The following is a 15,699-nucleotide window of genomic DNA, read 5'->3' as shown; positions in this document are numbered from 1 at the left end:
CATACATCTGGACACATGAAGGCTAGGCTTATCTGCCTGTGACACTGAAACTATTCCTACGGATAGCGCCATCGGCTGGAACCTTGAGATCGGTATGACCGCAGATCTTGCCATAACAATGTTGCAACGCGCTCTTACTTTGTGTCAGACGTCACCAGTCCGCTCTTCAATCATGAAGATCATGACAGTCAGTATTATTCAGGCACGCAAAGCAAATCACGTATCGACATAAAAACAGTGTTTGCCACCCCCTCCCCTATAGGGTAGATAAAAAGAATGGTACACGAAGCGCACCCCCTCATCAAACGTCGCCTTAAGCAGGCGCAAGGTCATATCAGCAAGGTCATCGAGATGGTGGACGCAGGTCGGTCCTGTTCCGACCTTGCACAGCAGCTTGAGGCGATTGAAAGCACGGTGCGAGGCGCCAAAAGACTTCTCGTTCAAGAACATTTGGAGCACTGCATCATTGATGCAATCGCCAGCGGACAGATGAGCCGTGAAGATGCCGTACAGGAATTTTCTTTTCTCGTGAAATATTTTTAAGGAACGATCCAGGTGCGGGCGTCAAAAAAACTTACCCCCCTGGCCCTCAGGGTAACAAAACTTGCTGGCCTGATCATGTTCGCATGGTCACCAATGGCCTCCGCTGCAAGTGACCCCGTTCTTCCTTTACGAACTGCGCTCACAGCAGCCTGGGAAAATGATCCAGTGCGGCAGGAGCTGGCTATAAATACCCAATCTGCCGACGCACGCGCTGCAGCTGCAAAATCGTGGTTCGCCGGAGGCCCTGTATTAACAGCGAGCTATAGCGATGATCGGGCGGCAGGAACCAATCTTGGTTACGTCACCTGGCAGGGAGGCGTTTCTGTCCCTTTATGGCTGCCAGGACAAGGCTCTGCGACGGAACATCTTGCTCAGGCAGATTCCAAGGCTGCACTGGCCCGTGTTGAAGTGGAACGGATGGCTATCGCCGTTCGTGTGCTTGAGCAGGGAAGCGCGGCCATTCTTGCGGATCGCAGAGTGATCGCTGCTCGGATGATCGTACGATCTCTGGAGCATATCGCGCTGTTGACCACCCGTTCGAAAGAGCAAGGTGAAGCAACGGGCGTTGAAGAGCAGGCCGTTAACGCGCAGCTTGCTGAAACCCGATCTGAACTGGCGCAGGCCGAAGAAGACCAGACGCGTTCTCGGGTGGCGTTGTTTTCACTTCTGGGTATTCAGGGAGTTCCGGATATTCTTGCTGCGCAAGCCCCATGGCTCGCGCGTATTCCAACAGGAAACTCTAAGGCTCTGGAAGATCTGGATCCCCGTATTAAAGCCGCACATCGCGCAGTTATGGCTGCTCAGGAAGACATGCATCTGGCGCGTTCCAGTTTCATGCCCAACCCTGAAGTTGGCATTGATGCAATCGATCAAGGGCAATACGGAAGCCCTTGGGCAACACAGGTTGGCGTCAACATTCGTGTCCCCCTGCCAAGTGACGTTACGCATACGCCGCTTCTTTCAGCCGCACAGAACCGTTTGGCTGCTGCCATGCGTGCCGAGGTCGAAGCGCGACGGGCCGTTCATAATGAACTGGCTCAGGTCATGGCGCGCGTGACGGCTGCCCGAGTGATGCTTCTCCAGTCCCAGACCGGTGCTTCCCAGACCATGAAGCGTGCAGATGCGATGGAACATTCCTGGCAACTGGGCGAGACGCCTCTCATTGAGGTTCTTCGTGCAAGAACTGAAGCCTGGCGTGCTTTGTTGACTCTGAATCAGGCTGAGGTTGCATGGCATAGCGCGATTATTCGTATCTGCATTTCCACAGGGACGCTCCCTTGAAATTTAAATGCCTTTTTTCAGCATGTCTGTTCGGCATGCTGACCGTGACCTGTCATGCGGAAACGCCGACTTGGTTGCGTCCTGTCTCTCTGACTGCAGCAGCGCAACAGAGTGAGAGAATTACCATAGTTCCCGTCAGATCAGGCGAGTTACGCGTGCTTCTTCCGGCGATGGCCAGCGTTATGGCGAATTCGACACGCTCTGTGACGATCCGTCCTGCAGGAAGCGGTAAAGTCACGGAGGTTCTGGTCACACCTGGAGAGCGTATTCGGAAGGGACAGATCCTCATTACTTATACGGATCATTCGCTTCACGAACTTTATCTTGAGCAGGGCCAGGCCAATGCTGCGCTCCTTTCAGCACATGCTGCGGTTTCTGAGGCTGAAAAATCCTATCAGCGCGGACGTTCTTTGAGTGGGACAACAGTCTCCATCGGTGATGTTCAGCGTCGTCTTTCCATGCTTCAGCAGGCACAGGCCTCCTTGGCCGCGCGGAAAACTGACAGCGCGACGATCCGACATCGGCTTGAGGAAGAATTCACCTCTGTGACTGAAACGATCGGGCATGGAGAGGCTTCGAGCCTGATCTCACCGGTAGACGGTGTGGTTCAAAGCGTCAGCACGGCAGTTGCTGCAGATATTACGGCTGGCGAGCCTGTGGCTGTCGTGACAGACCTGTCAACAGTATGGATTGTTGCGCAGGTTCGTCCGGAAGATGCTCAAAATCTTGCTGTTGGAGATCGTCTCTTCATCCAGTTGTCCGGCCATGAAGGGCAGCCACCACTTTCGACACGTATCAGCACGATTGATGGCATGGCCAATCCTGACACTGGTTTGCTCCGGGTGACCAGTGTGATTGAAAGCCCACCAGCCGAGCTGCGGCCAGGCGCAATGCTGGATGTGAACTTCGAGACAACAGGTCATGCTACTGGACTTATTGTTCCAACCATCGCCATTCAGCGGATTGATGGTCATGACATTGTATATGCGGCTACCGATGGAAAGACGTTCCAGCCGCACGAAGTTCACGTTGTTCTGTCAACGGATGATGACGCTGTCATTCTGACGGACCTGCATGACGGTAGCCGGGTTGTCAGTGCGGGAAGTTTTGCACTCAAGGGTGCTGCGATCGTTGAATCTTCAGGCGGCGACTGAGGCAATGTTAGCTTTCATCCAGAAAAATACCTATCTTTTACTCGGTATTGTTGTCGCTCTGCTGATCGGTGGAGTTCTGACCATTCCAGGTCTTCCCGTCGAGCCTGTCCCAGATATTTCACCGCAACAGGTTATGGTATCGGTCACGGCTCCCGGTCTTGCGACCGAGGAAGTGGAAAAGCTGATTACCTTTCCCTTGGAATCAAGCTTGACCGGCATACCGGGTGTGACAGACCTTCGATCCATTTCCCGAACAGGGGTCTCCGCTGTTTACCTGAAATTCACAGACTCATCCGATATTGATCTGGACAGGACACGGGTCAGTCAACGTCTTCAACTAGCCCGGGACACCATTTCCGTGCCCGGAATTTCCATCATCATGGGGCCGCTTGCCACTGGGATGGGCGAAATCATGCAGATCCAGATCAAAGGATCCGAGTACTCGCTCACAGAGTTGAATCGGATCATGACATGGACTGTTGCGCCTCAGTTGAAGCTTGTGCCCGGTGTTGTGGACGTCAACGTCAATGGCGGTGCGGAAGAGACTTTTGAGCTTACGCTGGATCCAGCCCGCATGGTGAGTTTCGGCGTTTCTATAGATGACATTGATCAAGCCATTTCAACCAATAATGCCTCCTCTGGAGGGGGGTGGATTGCCCATCATGACGAGCAACAGGTTATTGTAGCCCGTGCCCGCATAACAGGACTTGAGTCCTTTGGTCTCATCCCTGTTAAAACAGGGCCGCACGGGCATGTTATCCGTATCCGTGACATGGGAAAAGTTGCGATTGGAACACGGACCCGTCTTGGTGCCGTGACGCGCGATGGGCAAGGCGAAATCGTTAACGGGGTTGTCCTGATGCAGAATGGCGCCAGTTCGAACGCCACTCTGCGAGCTATTAATGCTGCTCTTCCGGGAATCCGTCAGTCCCTTCCTCAAGGCGTGACACTGGATCCGTTTTATACCCGCTCTACTCTGACAACGGAAACGATCGGGACCGTCAAAGAGAACCTGATCATTGGCGCTATTCTTGTCATTACAGCTTTGGTTGTGGTGCTTGGAGACTGGCGGGCAGCATTCGTTATTGCTTCCGTAATTCCTGCTGCACTGATTTTTACCATGGCAGGAATGCGCTGGTTTGGTGTCTCTGCCAACCTGCTCAGTTTGGGCGCTATTGATTTTGGGATGATCGTCGACAGTTCCCTGGTTGTGGTGGAGCACCTGCTGACAACGCGTGACCAGGTCGGCAACAGAGAGAGCTTCAGAACGCTTGCCCACAAAGCACTTCTGGGGGTTATTCAACCGGTCAGTTTTGCAATAGGCATCATCATTATCGTGTACCTTCCGATCCTGACCCTTGAAGGGATCGAGGGGAAAATGTTCCGGCCCATGGCGCAGACAGTGATCATGGCGCTGATTGCGTCCCTTCTCTACTGCATTATCTGCATTCCAACGCTTGCAGCTTTTTTCATGAAGTATGGCCCTGTCGACCGTGAAACACGGTTCGTGCAGTTTGTGCGAAGATACTACGAACCTGCACTAGCCTGGAGTGAGCATCATGTAAGACTGCTCATTGGTATTACGCTTGGTACGTTTGCTGTGGCTGTTTTCTTTGCCAGTCAAATGGGCGGTGAATTTGTCCCTCAGCTTGATGAAGGTTCACTTCTTGTTACATCCTTACGGCTACCAAGTGCATCTTTGGAAACCGTTTTGCGTGGCGTGACCGAGCAGGAGCGGATTCTCAAGAGCTTCCCGGACGTTGAAACTGTTGTCAGCAACACCGGGACTTCAGCTATTCCAACAGATCCGATGGGAACAGGCGAAACGGATACGTTCATCTTTCTCAAGCCGCGCTCTCAGTGGACAACAGCAAGTACCGAAGCTGGTCTTGTTGGAAAAATGAGTGCCGCGCTTCGTGAGAGACTTCCAGATGCAGAATATTCCTGGACGCAGCCTATTCAGATGCGGATGGATGACCTTCTCTCTGGTGTCCGCACGCAGTTGGCGATTTCTATTTATGGCGACAATCTTGAAATGCTGTCCCATCTTTCGGACGCGACGATAAAGGCCATCAGCAGTGTTCCAGGGGCGGCAGATGTCAATTCTGCAAACGAAGGCATGATGCCGTATATCCATGTGGATGTGGATCGCGATTCAGCGGCGCGTCTGGGGGTTGCTGTTCCTGATATTCTTCAGACTGTAGAAGCGATAGGAGGACGCATTGGAACATCCATTACTTTGGACAATGCGATTATTCCATCTCAGGTGCGGTTTTCAAAAAATGCCGTGGTTTCCATGGATCAGATCGGCAGGCTTCAGATACGCCGGTCCGACCATGCGGGCTGGGTCATGCTTCAGGACGTTGCACGTCTTTCCCTCATTGACGGAACGTCCCGTATTGATAGAGACAGCCTGAATCGTCGGATTATCGTACAGGCAAATGTTCGTGGCCGGGATGTTGCGAGTTTTGTAAAAGCAGCTCAAAATGCTGTTTCGCAGCAGGTTAAACTCCCTGCTGGATACCGCATGTCCTGGGCTGGGCAATTCCGTAATCTCGAATCTGCAAGTCGGCGACTTTCCATTGTCGTGCCGATTGCGCTGGTTCTGATCTTTGGTCTTCTTGTCGCGGCGCTGGGCTCTCCGGGAGCGGCGGCCTTGGTGTTTGTGAATCTTCCTGTGGCGGCTACTGGCGGTATTCTTGCACTGGTTATTCGAGGCATGCCGTTCAGCATCGCAGCGGGAATTGGATTTATCGCCTTGTTTGGCGTCGCCATTCTCAATGGTGTCGTGCTTGTATCCCAGATACGGACTTACCAGAAGTCAGGAATGGCTGTTGTAAAGGCTTCATTTGAAGCTGCCCGAGTGCGTCTGCGCCCTGTAATTGCAACAGCATCTGTTGCAAGTCTCGGTTTTTTTCCGATGGCGTTTTCTGGAAGTGCAGGCGCAGAAGTCGAACGACCATTGGCAACAGTCGTGATCGGTGGACTGGTGTCTTCAACCTTATTAACCCTTCTGGTGTTACCGTCATTATACGCATTCGTTTTCAATAACCGCACCCGATAATGCATTGAGAAAATGGTGGAGACATATGATATACTTTTCACCATTTTAACATCGGTAGTAACTCCGCAAAAATAATCAGAACCTGAGCCTATATGTTTGGTCCCGGGATTTGATGAGTTGGATTGATAATGAATCTTTCTGGCTCTCAAGTCCATATTTGCAGACGTGTTCGTAAGGTGTGAGGCCACTCAGCCTCTCGAGCCTTCGCCCGAATTTATAGGCTGCTATGATGTCGTTGAGGTGTGTCCTTAACTGCTCATGACGGTCGTAATGGAAGCATTTGACGGTTGCTTCCTTGATTGTCCGGTCGATAGCAACGACCCTCAGCAGTCTGGACTTCGACAATCTGGCGCTTGCGCCATTTTGCATCTGTTTTCGGGTTGATCCCGAACTCCTCGCTCAGCGTCGCGAACAAAGCCTGCGATCGCTGTATTGCTGCTCGAACGGCGGGCGTGGCCGTGGTGCTGCCATGACATGGCTGCCCCCATAATGCTTCCTTCCACTCACGTGAAAATACCACACCATCAAACCACGGGACCAAACACCTAGGCTGAAGCATTCCTGAACGATTAACTCTCAGACTGGTATCCGATCATGGAGGCAGAAAACGCCTTTTATCGCTGGCTCGAAGCCAGTCGTCCCCATGCTCCAATGTGCGCAGCATCCAGCAAACACTGGCGCTCCCACAACGTCTTTCAGATTCTACTTCTGACCGCCCTTCAAGCCCTCGCCCCTAGGACACCCTAGGAGATTGAGTAATAGCTATCCTGTTGGTTCGATACTCGCCTAATTGAAAAATCCGACATGCGCACAACCTTTTGCTCCAGTTGGAGCAAATACGGAATCAGGCGCTCGAGAAATACGGTGCACAGCGTCGACATTCCTGTGTGCCTCAAGCAGGCAATATGCTTGCCTCCAGCAACGTCTATCTGGCACCCTAGATCGCGAGAATTCGAGACGCTGTTCGGGTTAGCAACAGCAGGATCAATTACTTCTCACCCGAACAAACAGCCTATTTTCAAGAGAGACAACAGGAAGCCCGTTAAGTTCAAAATTGAAACATTACAGCTTTAATTAACGTTTCTTCGATCTTTCAGCCTCTATTTAAGCATCAAAATTATGCGGCAAAACGACCAGATCACGCACCATGACACCTTTTGAACGTGTCAGGATAAAGATCAGAGCTTCGGCAACTTCCTTGGCTTCCATCAGGGCACCCGCTTTAATGTTGGCTTCAAGCCGCGCCTGATCCCAGTCTTTCAGCAAAGGGGTGACAACCGGGCCAGGCTGAATGGCGCCCACACGAATTCCGTACTTCGCGACCTGACGGCGAACCGTATGGACGAATGCCTGCACGGCATGTTTCGAGGCCGTATAGATTGGCTCGGCCATGATGGGGATCATGCCTGCAATCGAGCTGGTCATAACGATATCGCCACTTTCCTGCTTCATCATCTGCGGCAGTACGGCGCGAACCGAGCGGAAAGCTGCATTGATGTTCAGATGGAGCATCGAATCCCAGCTATCAGGATCGCCTTCCCACACATTGCCACCAACATACGCGCCGGCATTGGCGTGGAAAACATCGATCCGGCCCTGCTCCTGAACGATCTGCGCGACCGCAGCATCTACGGTTTTGTAGTCGAAAAGATCGACAATGATCGCATGAGCCTGGCTGCCGAGTTCTGCTGTCTTTTCTTCCAGCGCCTTGGCGTCACGGTCCAGAAGATAGACCACCGCACCAGCTTCGATGAGATAACGGGCACATTCGAGGCCAATGCCCGAAGCCGCGCCCGTAATAGCGACGACCTTGTTCTGAAGAGACTGTGTCATATGCTCTACCTTGTGATTCTGTCTCAGCGTGCAGATGCTGTGCCGCGCTGACGACTGATGAAAATTGCGAGAAGGATGATCGCGCCCTTGATGACGTTCTGAACGTAAGGGGAGACTTCAAGCAGGTTCAGCCCGTTGTTCAGGACGCCCAGCAGCATGGCGCCGATCAGGGTCCCGATGATGGAACCACGGCCGCCGGAAATTGAGGTGCCACCCAGCACCACGGCAGCGATGGCATCAAGTTCAAAGCCGACGCCTGCATTCGGCTGACCACTCATGAGACGGGAGGAGAGAACAACGCCCGCCAGAGCAGCCGTAAAGCCGCCGATCAGGTAAACGATAATCTTGTATTTTCGGGAATCGATGCCGGAGAGGCGAACGGCGTCTTCATTCCCACCGATTGCATAAATGTAGCGGCCAATCGGCATGCGCTGGAGCAACAGATAAGCCAGCGCATAGACCACCAGCATGATGAGAATGGGAGTCTGGATTCCCAGAATCTTCCCGCGACCGATAAACGCAAACCAGTCTGGAAGACCCGAAATGGGATAGCCGTTCGTGTAGATCAGCCCTAGTCCACGAGCGATGCTCATGGATGCCAGAGTGACGATGATCGGCGGCATTCCGAGACGGGCAATGCACAATCCGTTTCCTGCTCCAAAGAGCGCCCCGACACCTAGCCCGGCGATAATGGCCAGCCCGGCGTTCAAGCCAGAAACCAGCAGACCCGCTGTAATGGTTCCGGCCAGCGCCATGACCGCGCCTACGGAGAGGTCAATGCCGCCCGTGAGAATGGCAAAAGTCATGCCTACAGAAATGATGGCATTGATCGAGACCTGTCTGGCAACGTTTTCGAGGTTGCCGAAGGACAGGAAGCGACTGTTGAGCGCGATCATGCAGGCCACGACCACGAACAGTCCGACAGCCGGGAGAAAGGCCGTTGAACGTGCGACCTTCGACGCTCTGTAACGCTCAAGCAGAGAGTGCATCGACTGCGGACTTTTTAACGCTTGCTGTTGCATGACGCATTACCTCTTCCGAACTGATGGCATCCCCTTCCAGAACTGCCGTGATGACGCCATGGCTGAACACGGCCACGCGGTCACACATTCCGACGACCTCTGGAAGCTCGGATGAGATCATGATGATGGCGTATCCCTCTGCCGTGAGGTTCCGCATGAGTGTGTAGATTTCCGCCTTGGCCCCGACATCAATGCCGCGGGTGGGCTCATCGAAGATCAGGATCTTGCTTCGCCGGTTCAGCCAGCGCGCAATCACAACCTTCTGCTGATTCCCACCACTGAGGCTCACTACGGTCGTTTCGTCCGAAGGGGCTTTGATGTGGACCGCGGACATCAGTTCCTGTGTCTTCCGCTTCTCCCGGGCGGTGTCGATCGTGCCGATCGGGCGGGTATATTGCGGCAGGTTGTTGATGGAGATGTTGTCCCGGATGCTGAAGCCGAGGATCAATCCCTCGGTTTTTCGGCTTTCGGGCAGAATTCCGATGCCATGATGCAGAGCCTGTGCAGGATTCCCCATAGACACTTCCCTGCCCTCAATCCGCACCCTTTTTCCGGGACATGGCAGTGCGCCGATCAACGCCAGCGCCGTTTCCGTTCGGCCAGAACCGACGAGCCCGGCGAAACCGAGGATTTCACCTTTTCGCAGATAGAAACTGTTGGGGTGCCCGTTACTGGCAAAACGAATGTTTTCGGCTTCCAGAATGCGCTCGGCAGTCTGGAGAGCGGGTTTGGGCGGAAACGTACTTTCAATTTTCCGGCCGACCATCTTCTCAACCAGATGATCCATGGTGCAGTCAGCTGTTTTCAGGACGCCCACGTGGGCACCATCACGAAGCACCGTAATGCGGTCGCAGATTTCGAAAATCTCTTCGAGGTGATGTGACACGAAGAAAATTCCGATCCCCTGATCGCGAAGCTGCCGCATGACGTTGAAGAGCAGTTCAGCTTCCGTCGGGGTCAGGGTCGCGGTTGGTTCGTCGAGGATGAGAACCTGCACATCCAGTGACAGGGCTTTCGCAATTTCCACGAACTGCTGTTCCGCGACACTGAGACGCGCAACAGGCACATCAAACCGCGTTTTTACTCCCAGACGTTCGAAAATTCCCTGCGCAATGCGCGTCATTTCGTTTTTGCGGGAAAATCCGAGAGCGTTCCGCATCTCGCGCCCGAGGAAAATATTATCCACGGCATCGAGTTCAGGAATTAGGCTGAATTCCTGAAAAACAATTCCGATCCCCGCACTGATGGCGTCCCTGTAGCTGAAAAAGTGGCATTCTTTTCCTTTGAGAAAGATCTGTCCTTCATCCTGAGACTGGATACCGCCCATGATCTTGATGATCGTGGATTTTCCAGCACCATTCTCCCCCAGAAGAGCGTGGATTTCTCCACGCTCCAGGCTGAGGCTGACATTCCGTAACGCCCGGACTCCCGGAAAGCTCTTGGAGATTCCCTCAAGCGCCAGAAGAGGCTCCGACAATATCTGACTGGTTTCTGTCATGATGTTCCCTCCAAAATCCGGGGCCGACCTTGGAATTTACCAGCTGAACGTCTTGGCTTTCGTCGCGTCGATCAGTTCGACATCGACTGGCAGAACCTTCGGCACTTCTGCACCCCATTTCTTGGCAAGGGCGAGTGCCAGTGCCAGACGGATTTCCTGCCGGGGGAACTGTGCTGCCGTGGCGATGAAATGCGAGCCTGGCTTGCTGATGGCCTTCACAGCTTCCGGGTTACCATCAACGCTGACCAGCTTCACGTCCGAGCCATTGGATTCAATGGCGGACAACACACCGAGCGATCCATTGTCATTGACGCTGAAGATGCCCTTTAGATCCGGGTTCGCCTGAAGCATGTTCTCTGCCACAGTCAGAGCCTGATCACGCTCCTGCTTGCCGTTCTGAACGCTGACAATCTTGATGTCGGAATGCTTGGCGATAGCGTCTTTGCAGCCTTTAACACGCTCAAGAATGGGAACGACCGGGATGCCGTCGATAATACCGATATTACCGGTCTTGATCGTCGTGGCGAGATACTCGCAGGCTTTGAAGCCGGCATCGTAGTTCTTGGAGCCGACAAACGCATCCAGCGGACCACCAGCCTGAGCATCTACCGAGACAATCGGGATGTTCTTGTCATGAACGGTCTTTACGACGGACGTGACGCCTACGGTATCGGTCGGGTTGATGATGATGATCTGCGCGCCCTGCTGGATCATGTCCTCAATGTCACTCACCTGCTTGGACACGTCATGATGTGCATCGCTGATGATGACGTTGGCGCCGATTGTGGCAGCGGCCTCCTGTAACGCGTCCTTCATGGTGACGAAGTACGGATTGTTCATTTCCTGAAAAGAAACGCCGATTTTCAGCGGCGCTCCGGCTGCGGCAGCCGGCTGTGACAGGGCCGTCCCGCCAAGAGCGAGAGACAGAAGGGCCAGCGGAAGCGTCTTGATCTTCATGTTACACCTGTTGATCTGCATGAATTGTGCAGGCCATTTCCTGCACATGGCCTTGTCAAAACCGTAAAATCACATGTCTCTATTTGAAGATGCGGCGACCTAAAGGGCCGTGTATCCGCCATCGACAAATATTTCCTGCCCGTTGACCATGTTCGACGCATCGGAGGCGAGATACAAAACTGTATCCGCGACATCTTCCGGTGTTGCGACACGACCAGCGGGAATTTTTTCCAGTAGCTTTTCCAACTTGTTGCCAACGCTCCAGACGCGTTCGCCCATGGGCGTCCAGACAACTGTCGGGCAGATGGCATTAGCTTGGATGTTGTGAGCCGCCCACTCCGCCGTCATGACCTTGGTGAGGCCATTCAGACCAGCTTTGGAAGCGACGTAAGCACCATGGTCAATCAGCGCGACAGAACTGGCCTGGGAGCTTATGTTGACGATCTTACCGCGTTTGCGTTCGATCATCCCCGGCGCAAAAGCACGGGCGAGAAGCCACGGCGCACGCAGGTTGATGGCCTGTACGGTGTCCCATTCTTCGACGGTCTGTTCCACCAGCGGCCGGGGAAAACTGACGCCAGCATTGTTGACGACAATATCCACGCCACCCCACGCAGCCGTCACTGTCTTGGCGACAGCGTCAGGGACAGTCGGATCACTGAGATCAGCAACAACCGTGAGGCATTGACGCCCATGGCCTTCCACGATCCGGCGTGTTTCAGCCATATCGGCTTCAGACCGTGCAACCGCGACAATATCGGCTCCGGCGGCACTCAGAACATCGCAGATCGTGACGCCAAGCCCGCGGGACGCACCCGTGACAAGAGCTTTGCGACCATCGAGGGAAAAGCGTTGTGGAAGTGTTGGCATGGTCTGTTTTCCCTGTCGATCAGTTCAAAAAATCAGCGGCATCTGCAGGCGAAAGGGCTGTCATTTCGCGGGCATGACGACGGTAGTCCCGTGGTGTGCAACCACGCAGACGCAGGAAAATGCGATTAAAATTGGAAAGGTTATTAAAGCCGGAAGCTGCACCGATTTCCGTGATTGAAAGGGGGGAACTGGCCAGCAGATGGCACGCGTGACACACCCGCAGCCGGTGCAGGAAAGACATGAACGTGTCGCCCGTCGCAGCCCGGAACTGGCGAGAGAATGTTGAGGCGCACAGCCCCAGATCCTGCGCCAGATGGTCATGCCGGATTTCGGACGGGTCCATAGCCATCAGGGATGTGATGACACCGCTCATTCGCTGCATTTCCGGACTGTTGAGCGCCTTGGTCTCACCTTTGAGCGACAGCGTCCTGAACGGAGCAGACGTTAGTGTGGCAAGAAGATCCAGACAGGCGGCCAGCTTCCCAGCGCCTTGAAAAGTCCCGATCGCTTCGAGTTTTTCCCCGAGGCCAAGCGCTTCTGGGCCGGTGAATTCGACGCCAAGAGTAGAGGCCTGAAGCAGATTTCTAAGTCCACCCAATTCCGGGCACAGCGCCATCAGGCTTTCAATCCATTTAGCGCTAAACTGAATGACAACATCCCGCCCTGTCAGCACTTCACCCGGCTTGAGGGGGCTGAACCAGCCATGCGGCAGATCAGGTCCGACCAGAACAAGCTGGCGTGGCCCGAAACTCCCGATATGGTCCCCGATGATCGCACGGCCTTCGCTCTGTGTGATCAGGTGCAGTTCGTATTCCGGATGATGGTTCCAGCGTGCCAGCGGACCGGGATAGTCATGCTGATGCCAGCGGAAACTGGTGTTCGGTTCGGCATGGATCGTTTCGTAAACAGGACGCGTGTTTCCCTCACTTACAGGTGCTTTTGCTTTCAGAGAACTGACCATTCCAAGCGCTGATGCACGACTGGCAATCGGGGAAAACGGCCCCTGCTTAGGCAATTTCTGCGTTACGGACATGATGGCACCGCTTCTCAGAGAACAATCTGGAGTTTGACGTCGCTTGGTCGAGCCTCAGCAGCCCGCTCAAAGGCCGCGATAGCCTGATCGAAAGGGAATGTTTCCGATACAAGCGGCTTGAGGTCGATTTTCCCCGCACTGATGAGGCGGATGGCGCGGTCATAGACGTTGGCGTAGCGGAAAACCGTTTCCATGCGGATTTCCTTAGCCTGAGCCGCCACGATGTCGAACGGGACCCTCTGGATAGGCATGCCTACGAAAACGATGGTTCCCCCGGGTCGCACACAGGCTAGAGCGTCGTCGTAAGCACCGGCAAAACCGCTCGCTTCGAAGACGACATCCACGCCCCAGTCAGCGCCACAGGCGGCATCCACAACATCACGCGGTTTCTCGTCACGCACGTTGATGGGTCGGATACCGTCATACTGCCCGGCAATGGCAAGCTTGGCAGGAGCCAGATCCGTGATGAAAATCTGCCCTGCCCCGGAAGCAAGTGCGGCCAGCGCCGTCATGATGCCGATAGGGCCACAGCCTGTCACAAGACAGATATCTCCCGGCTTGATAGCGGCCTTCACCGAGGCATGTACGCCAACCGCCAGCGGCTCGATCATCGCACCTTCAGCAAAGCTCACATTGTCCGGCAGTTTGAACGTGAAAGCGGCTGGATGAACCACAGAGGGTGTTAGACAACCATGGATCGGTGGGGTTGCCCAGAAGCGAACGGCGGGATCTACGTTGTACTGGCCCATCAGCGTTGCGCGGGATTGTGGGTCTGGAATGCCCGGCTCCATGCACACCCGGTCTCCGACTTTCAAAGACCGGACATGGCTTCCAATTTCCGTAATCGTTCCAGAAGCTTCATGTCCCAGAACCATGGGTTCACGGACAACGAAGGGTCCAATAGCACCATGCGTGTAGTAGTGCACATCGCTGCCGCAGATACCCACCGTATGAATAGCGATACGGACGTCATTCGGTCCAAGCTCCGACGGCAGGCTGATCTCCCGCAGAGAGAGCTCACCTTTCTTTTCAAGCACCAGTGCCTGAGCCATACCCAACCGTCTCCTGTCGCACGTTTTATCATCAGTTGTGATCAGAAGTACGAATTATATGTTATATATCACAAAATATAGAACATTTTTTCCTAAAAAATGATACTTTTTTGAGTGAAGTACTTTCAGATGTCGAATTTTTCGTTTTCAAATTTTTATGTAATATATTGATAAATAATAATATTTTTTACATTCTCTTCTCCTATAAGGAAATATAATCCGCTTTAGTCTGAAATTTTTCATGTTATAGATAACGCAAATATGAGGTGCGGGCTGTTCAAAAAAACTTCCGATAGGGTGCTCGAAAAATCCTTTCTTTTGATCGCGCCGCTATGATTCCATCGCTCATATTGTGAGGGCAGAGATCATGAAATAGTCGGGTTCTTTGATTTTGGAGAGCGTATTGGAACGATCAGCTCGGATTCTCTTCCCGAACAGCGAATTTTGGACTGTTCGGGGCTGATCTGAACCAGAAGTCGGTCTATTCGGAAAATAACAAAAGCCCCTCCCCTTTGGAGAGGCACTAGGTGTTTAGTCCCGTGATTTGATGGGTTGGATTGATGATGAATCTTTCTGGCTCTGAAGTCCATATTTTGCACATGTATTCGTAAGGTGTGAGGCCGTTCAGGGTCTTGAGCCTTCGCCCGAAATTATAGGCTGCCATGAAGTCGTTGAGGTGTGTCCTTAACTGCTCGTGGCTGTCGTAATGGAAGCGTTTGACGGTTGCTTCCTTGATTGTCCGGTTCATCCGCTCAACCTGACCGTTCGTCCAGGGATGATTGGGTTTCGTCAGACGATGTTCGATCCCGTGGGCTTCGCAGACCATGTCAAAGCGCATTGGACGCGACCACGCCGTATTGCGATTACGAGGCTGCTCAGCGAACTGGATCCCGTTGTCGGTCAGGATGGTATGAACCCGATAAGGGATCATACTCAGGAGATGTTCGAGGAATTCCCAGGCTGTCTTCCGATCGGCTTTCCCGACGAGTTGTGTGACAGCGAATTTGCTTGTCCGATCGATGGCAACGAAAAGGTGCAGCTTGCCCTCAGCACTCTAGACTTCGACAGTCTAGCGCTTCCGCCATTTTGCAACTGTTTTCGGGTTGATCCCGAATTCCTCGCTCAGCGACGCGAGCGAAGCCTGCGATCGCTGTAGTGCTGCTCGCACGGCGTGCGTGGTCGTGGCGCTCCCATGACGTCTCTGTCCCATAAGGCTTCCTTCCACTCTCGTGAAAATACCACACCATCAAATCACGGGACTAAACACCTAGAGCATAATCTAATTAATCTGGCTCATATCGTGCGGCGGCGAAAAGGCGGCGGCCTGGAGTGCATCGAGAGTTCGGGGAACCAATATCATCTATAATATGCGCCGCTTCCTTTTCCTCGCGA

Annotated in this window: 12 protein-coding genes and 2 pseudogenes; 5 read left to right on the top strand and 9 right to left on the bottom strand. The window is 53.6% G+C overall.

The genetic code is table 11. From position 1 onward, the window contains the following. Nucleotides 1-276 precede the first annotated feature (276 nt). The 4 genes from HKD32_RS14115 to HKD32_RS14100 all read left to right on the top strand — a co-directional run bounded on the left by HKD32_RS14115 (nucleotide 277) and on the right by HKD32_RS14100 (nucleotide 6,042). Nucleotides 277-543 (top strand): metal-sensing transcriptional repressor, encoded by a 267-nt coding sequence (locus HKD32_RS14115; RefSeq protein WP_061928764.1) that lies wholly within the window; start codon nucleotides 277-279, stop codon nucleotides 541-543. A gap of 93 nt (nucleotides 544-636) precedes the next feature. Further along, nucleotides 637-1,824, top strand: coding sequence for a TolC family protein (locus HKD32_RS14110; RefSeq protein WP_061928783.1), 1,188 nt, complete (start codon nucleotides 637-639; stop codon nucleotides 1,822-1,824). 35 nt (nucleotides 1,825-1,859) lie between these two features. Then, nucleotides 1,860-2,978: an efflux RND transporter periplasmic adaptor subunit gene (locus tag HKD32_RS14105; RefSeq protein WP_061928785.1), complete on the top strand. Its 1,119-nt coding sequence runs from the start codon at nucleotides 1,860-1,862 to the stop codon at nucleotides 2,976-2,978. Between the two features lie 4 nt (nucleotides 2,979-2,982). Then, nucleotides 2,983-6,042 carry an efflux RND transporter permease subunit gene (locus HKD32_RS14100; RefSeq protein WP_061928766.1) on the top strand — a complete coding sequence of 1,020 codons (3,060 nt, stop codon included), beginning with the start codon at nucleotides 2,983-2,985 and terminating at the stop codon, nucleotides 6,040-6,042. Between the two features lie 88 nt (nucleotides 6,043-6,130). Here the strand turns inward: HKD32_RS14100 and HKD32_RS15535 are convergent. Next, nucleotides 6,131-6,354 (bottom strand): annotated as a pseudogene (locus HKD32_RS15535) (IS481 family transposase); the annotation flags it as partial. Between HKD32_RS15535 and HKD32_RS15530 the strand changes: the two are divergent. After that, a complete protein-coding gene (locus HKD32_RS15530) occupies nucleotides 6,323-6,532 on the top strand; it encodes a hypothetical protein (RefSeq protein ID WP_382385004.1) in 210 nt (69 codons plus the stop codon). The pseudogene HKD32_RS15535 and the gene HKD32_RS15530 sit on opposite strands and share 32 nt — an antisense overlap. A gap of 614 nt (nucleotides 6,533-7,146) precedes the next feature. Here the strand turns inward: HKD32_RS15530 and HKD32_RS14090 are convergent. The 8 genes and pseudogenes from HKD32_RS14090 to HKD32_RS14055 form a co-directional block, all read right to left on the bottom strand. Further along, entirely contained in the window at nucleotides 7,147-7,875 is a 729-nt protein-coding gene (locus tag HKD32_RS14090) for an SDR family oxidoreductase (RefSeq protein WP_010505648.1), read from the bottom strand. Nucleotides 7,876-7,898: 23 nt separating this feature from the next. Then, nucleotides 7,899-8,864 carry an ABC transporter permease gene (locus HKD32_RS14085; RefSeq protein WP_061928768.1) on the bottom strand — a complete coding sequence of 322 codons (966 nt, stop codon included), beginning with the start codon at nucleotides 8,862-8,864 and terminating at the stop codon, nucleotides 7,899-7,901. Further along, nucleotides 8,848-10,395 (bottom strand): sugar ABC transporter ATP-binding protein, encoded by a 1,548-nt coding sequence (locus HKD32_RS14080; RefSeq protein ID WP_061928770.1) that lies wholly within the window; start codon nucleotides 10,393-10,395, stop codon nucleotides 8,848-8,850. The genes HKD32_RS14085 and HKD32_RS14080 overlap by 17 nt, the downstream gene beginning before the upstream one ends. A 36-nt stretch (nucleotides 10,396-10,431) precedes the next feature. Beyond that, complete coding sequence (locus tag HKD32_RS14075; protein ID WP_228119067.1) at nucleotides 10,432-11,352, bottom strand: substrate-binding domain-containing protein; 921 nt, start codon at nucleotides 11,350-11,352, stop codon at nucleotides 10,432-10,434. 99 nt (nucleotides 11,353-11,451) lie between these two features. Beyond that, a complete protein-coding gene (locus HKD32_RS14070) occupies nucleotides 11,452-12,222 on the bottom strand; it encodes an SDR family NAD(P)-dependent oxidoreductase (protein WP_061928774.1) in 771 nt (256 codons plus the stop codon). A 19-nt stretch (nucleotides 12,223-12,241) separates the two neighbouring features. Further along, nucleotides 12,242-13,255 (bottom strand): AraC family transcriptional regulator, encoded by a 1,014-nt coding sequence (locus HKD32_RS14065; RefSeq protein WP_061928776.1) that lies wholly within the window; start codon nucleotides 13,253-13,255, stop codon nucleotides 12,242-12,244. 14 nt (nucleotides 13,256-13,269) lie between these two features. Then, entirely contained in the window at nucleotides 13,270-14,307 is a 1,038-nt protein-coding gene (locus HKD32_RS14060) for an NAD(P)-dependent alcohol dehydrogenase (RefSeq protein ID WP_061928779.1), read from the bottom strand. A gap of 523 nt (nucleotides 14,308-14,830) precedes the next feature. Continuing rightward, nucleotides 14,831-15,517 (bottom strand): annotated as a pseudogene (locus tag HKD32_RS14055) (integrase core domain-containing protein). Between the last annotated feature and the right edge of the window lie 182 nt (nucleotides 15,518-15,699).

This window comes from Gluconobacter japonicus, assembly GCF_015244665.1.
Classification (GTDB): Bacteria; Pseudomonadota; Alphaproteobacteria; order Acetobacterales; family Acetobacteraceae; genus Gluconobacter; species Gluconobacter japonicus.
The sequence above is the reverse complement of the archived record's forward strand: the minus strand, read 5'-3'. Positions and strand labels throughout refer to the sequence as shown.

Coding starts and splice junctions, on each gene's coding strand:
- HKD32_RS14115 (WP_061928764.1), top strand. CDS start 277: ATGGTACACGAAGCGCACCCCCTCATCAAACGTCGCCTTAAGCAGGCG.
- HKD32_RS14110 (WP_061928783.1), top strand. CDS start 637: ATGGCCTCCGCTGCAAGTGACCCCGTTCTTCCTTTACGAACTGCGCTC.
- HKD32_RS14105 (WP_061928785.1), top strand. CDS start 1,860: ATGCTGACCGTGACCTGTCATGCGGAAACGCCGACTTGGTTGCGTCCT.
- HKD32_RS14100 (WP_061928766.1), top strand. CDS start 2,983: ATGTTAGCTTTCATCCAGAAAAATACCTATCTTTTACTCGGTATTGTT.
- HKD32_RS14090 (WP_010505648.1), bottom strand. CDS start 7,875: ATGACACAGTCTCTTCAGAACAAGGTCGTCGCTATTACGGGCGCGGCT.
- HKD32_RS14085 (WP_061928768.1), bottom strand. CDS start 8,864: ATGCACTCTCTGCTTGAGCGTTACAGAGCGTCGAAGGTCGCACGTTCA.
- HKD32_RS14080 (WP_061928770.1), bottom strand. CDS start 10,395: ATGACAGAAACCAGTCAGATATTGTCGGAGCCTCTTCTGGCGCTTGAG.
- HKD32_RS14075 (WP_228119067.1), bottom strand. CDS start 11,352: ATGAAGATCAAGACGCTTCCGCTGGCCCTTCTGTCTCTCGCTCTTGGC.
- HKD32_RS14070 (WP_061928774.1), bottom strand. CDS start 12,222: ATGCCAACACTTCCACAACGCTTTTCCCTCGATGGTCGCAAAGCTCTT.
- HKD32_RS14065 (WP_061928776.1), bottom strand. CDS start 13,255: ATGTCCGTAACGCAGAAATTGCCTAAGCAGGGGCCGTTTTCCCCGATT.
- HKD32_RS14060 (WP_061928779.1), bottom strand. CDS start 14,307: ATGGCTCAGGCACTGGTGCTTGAAAAGAAAGGTGAGCTCTCTCTGCGG.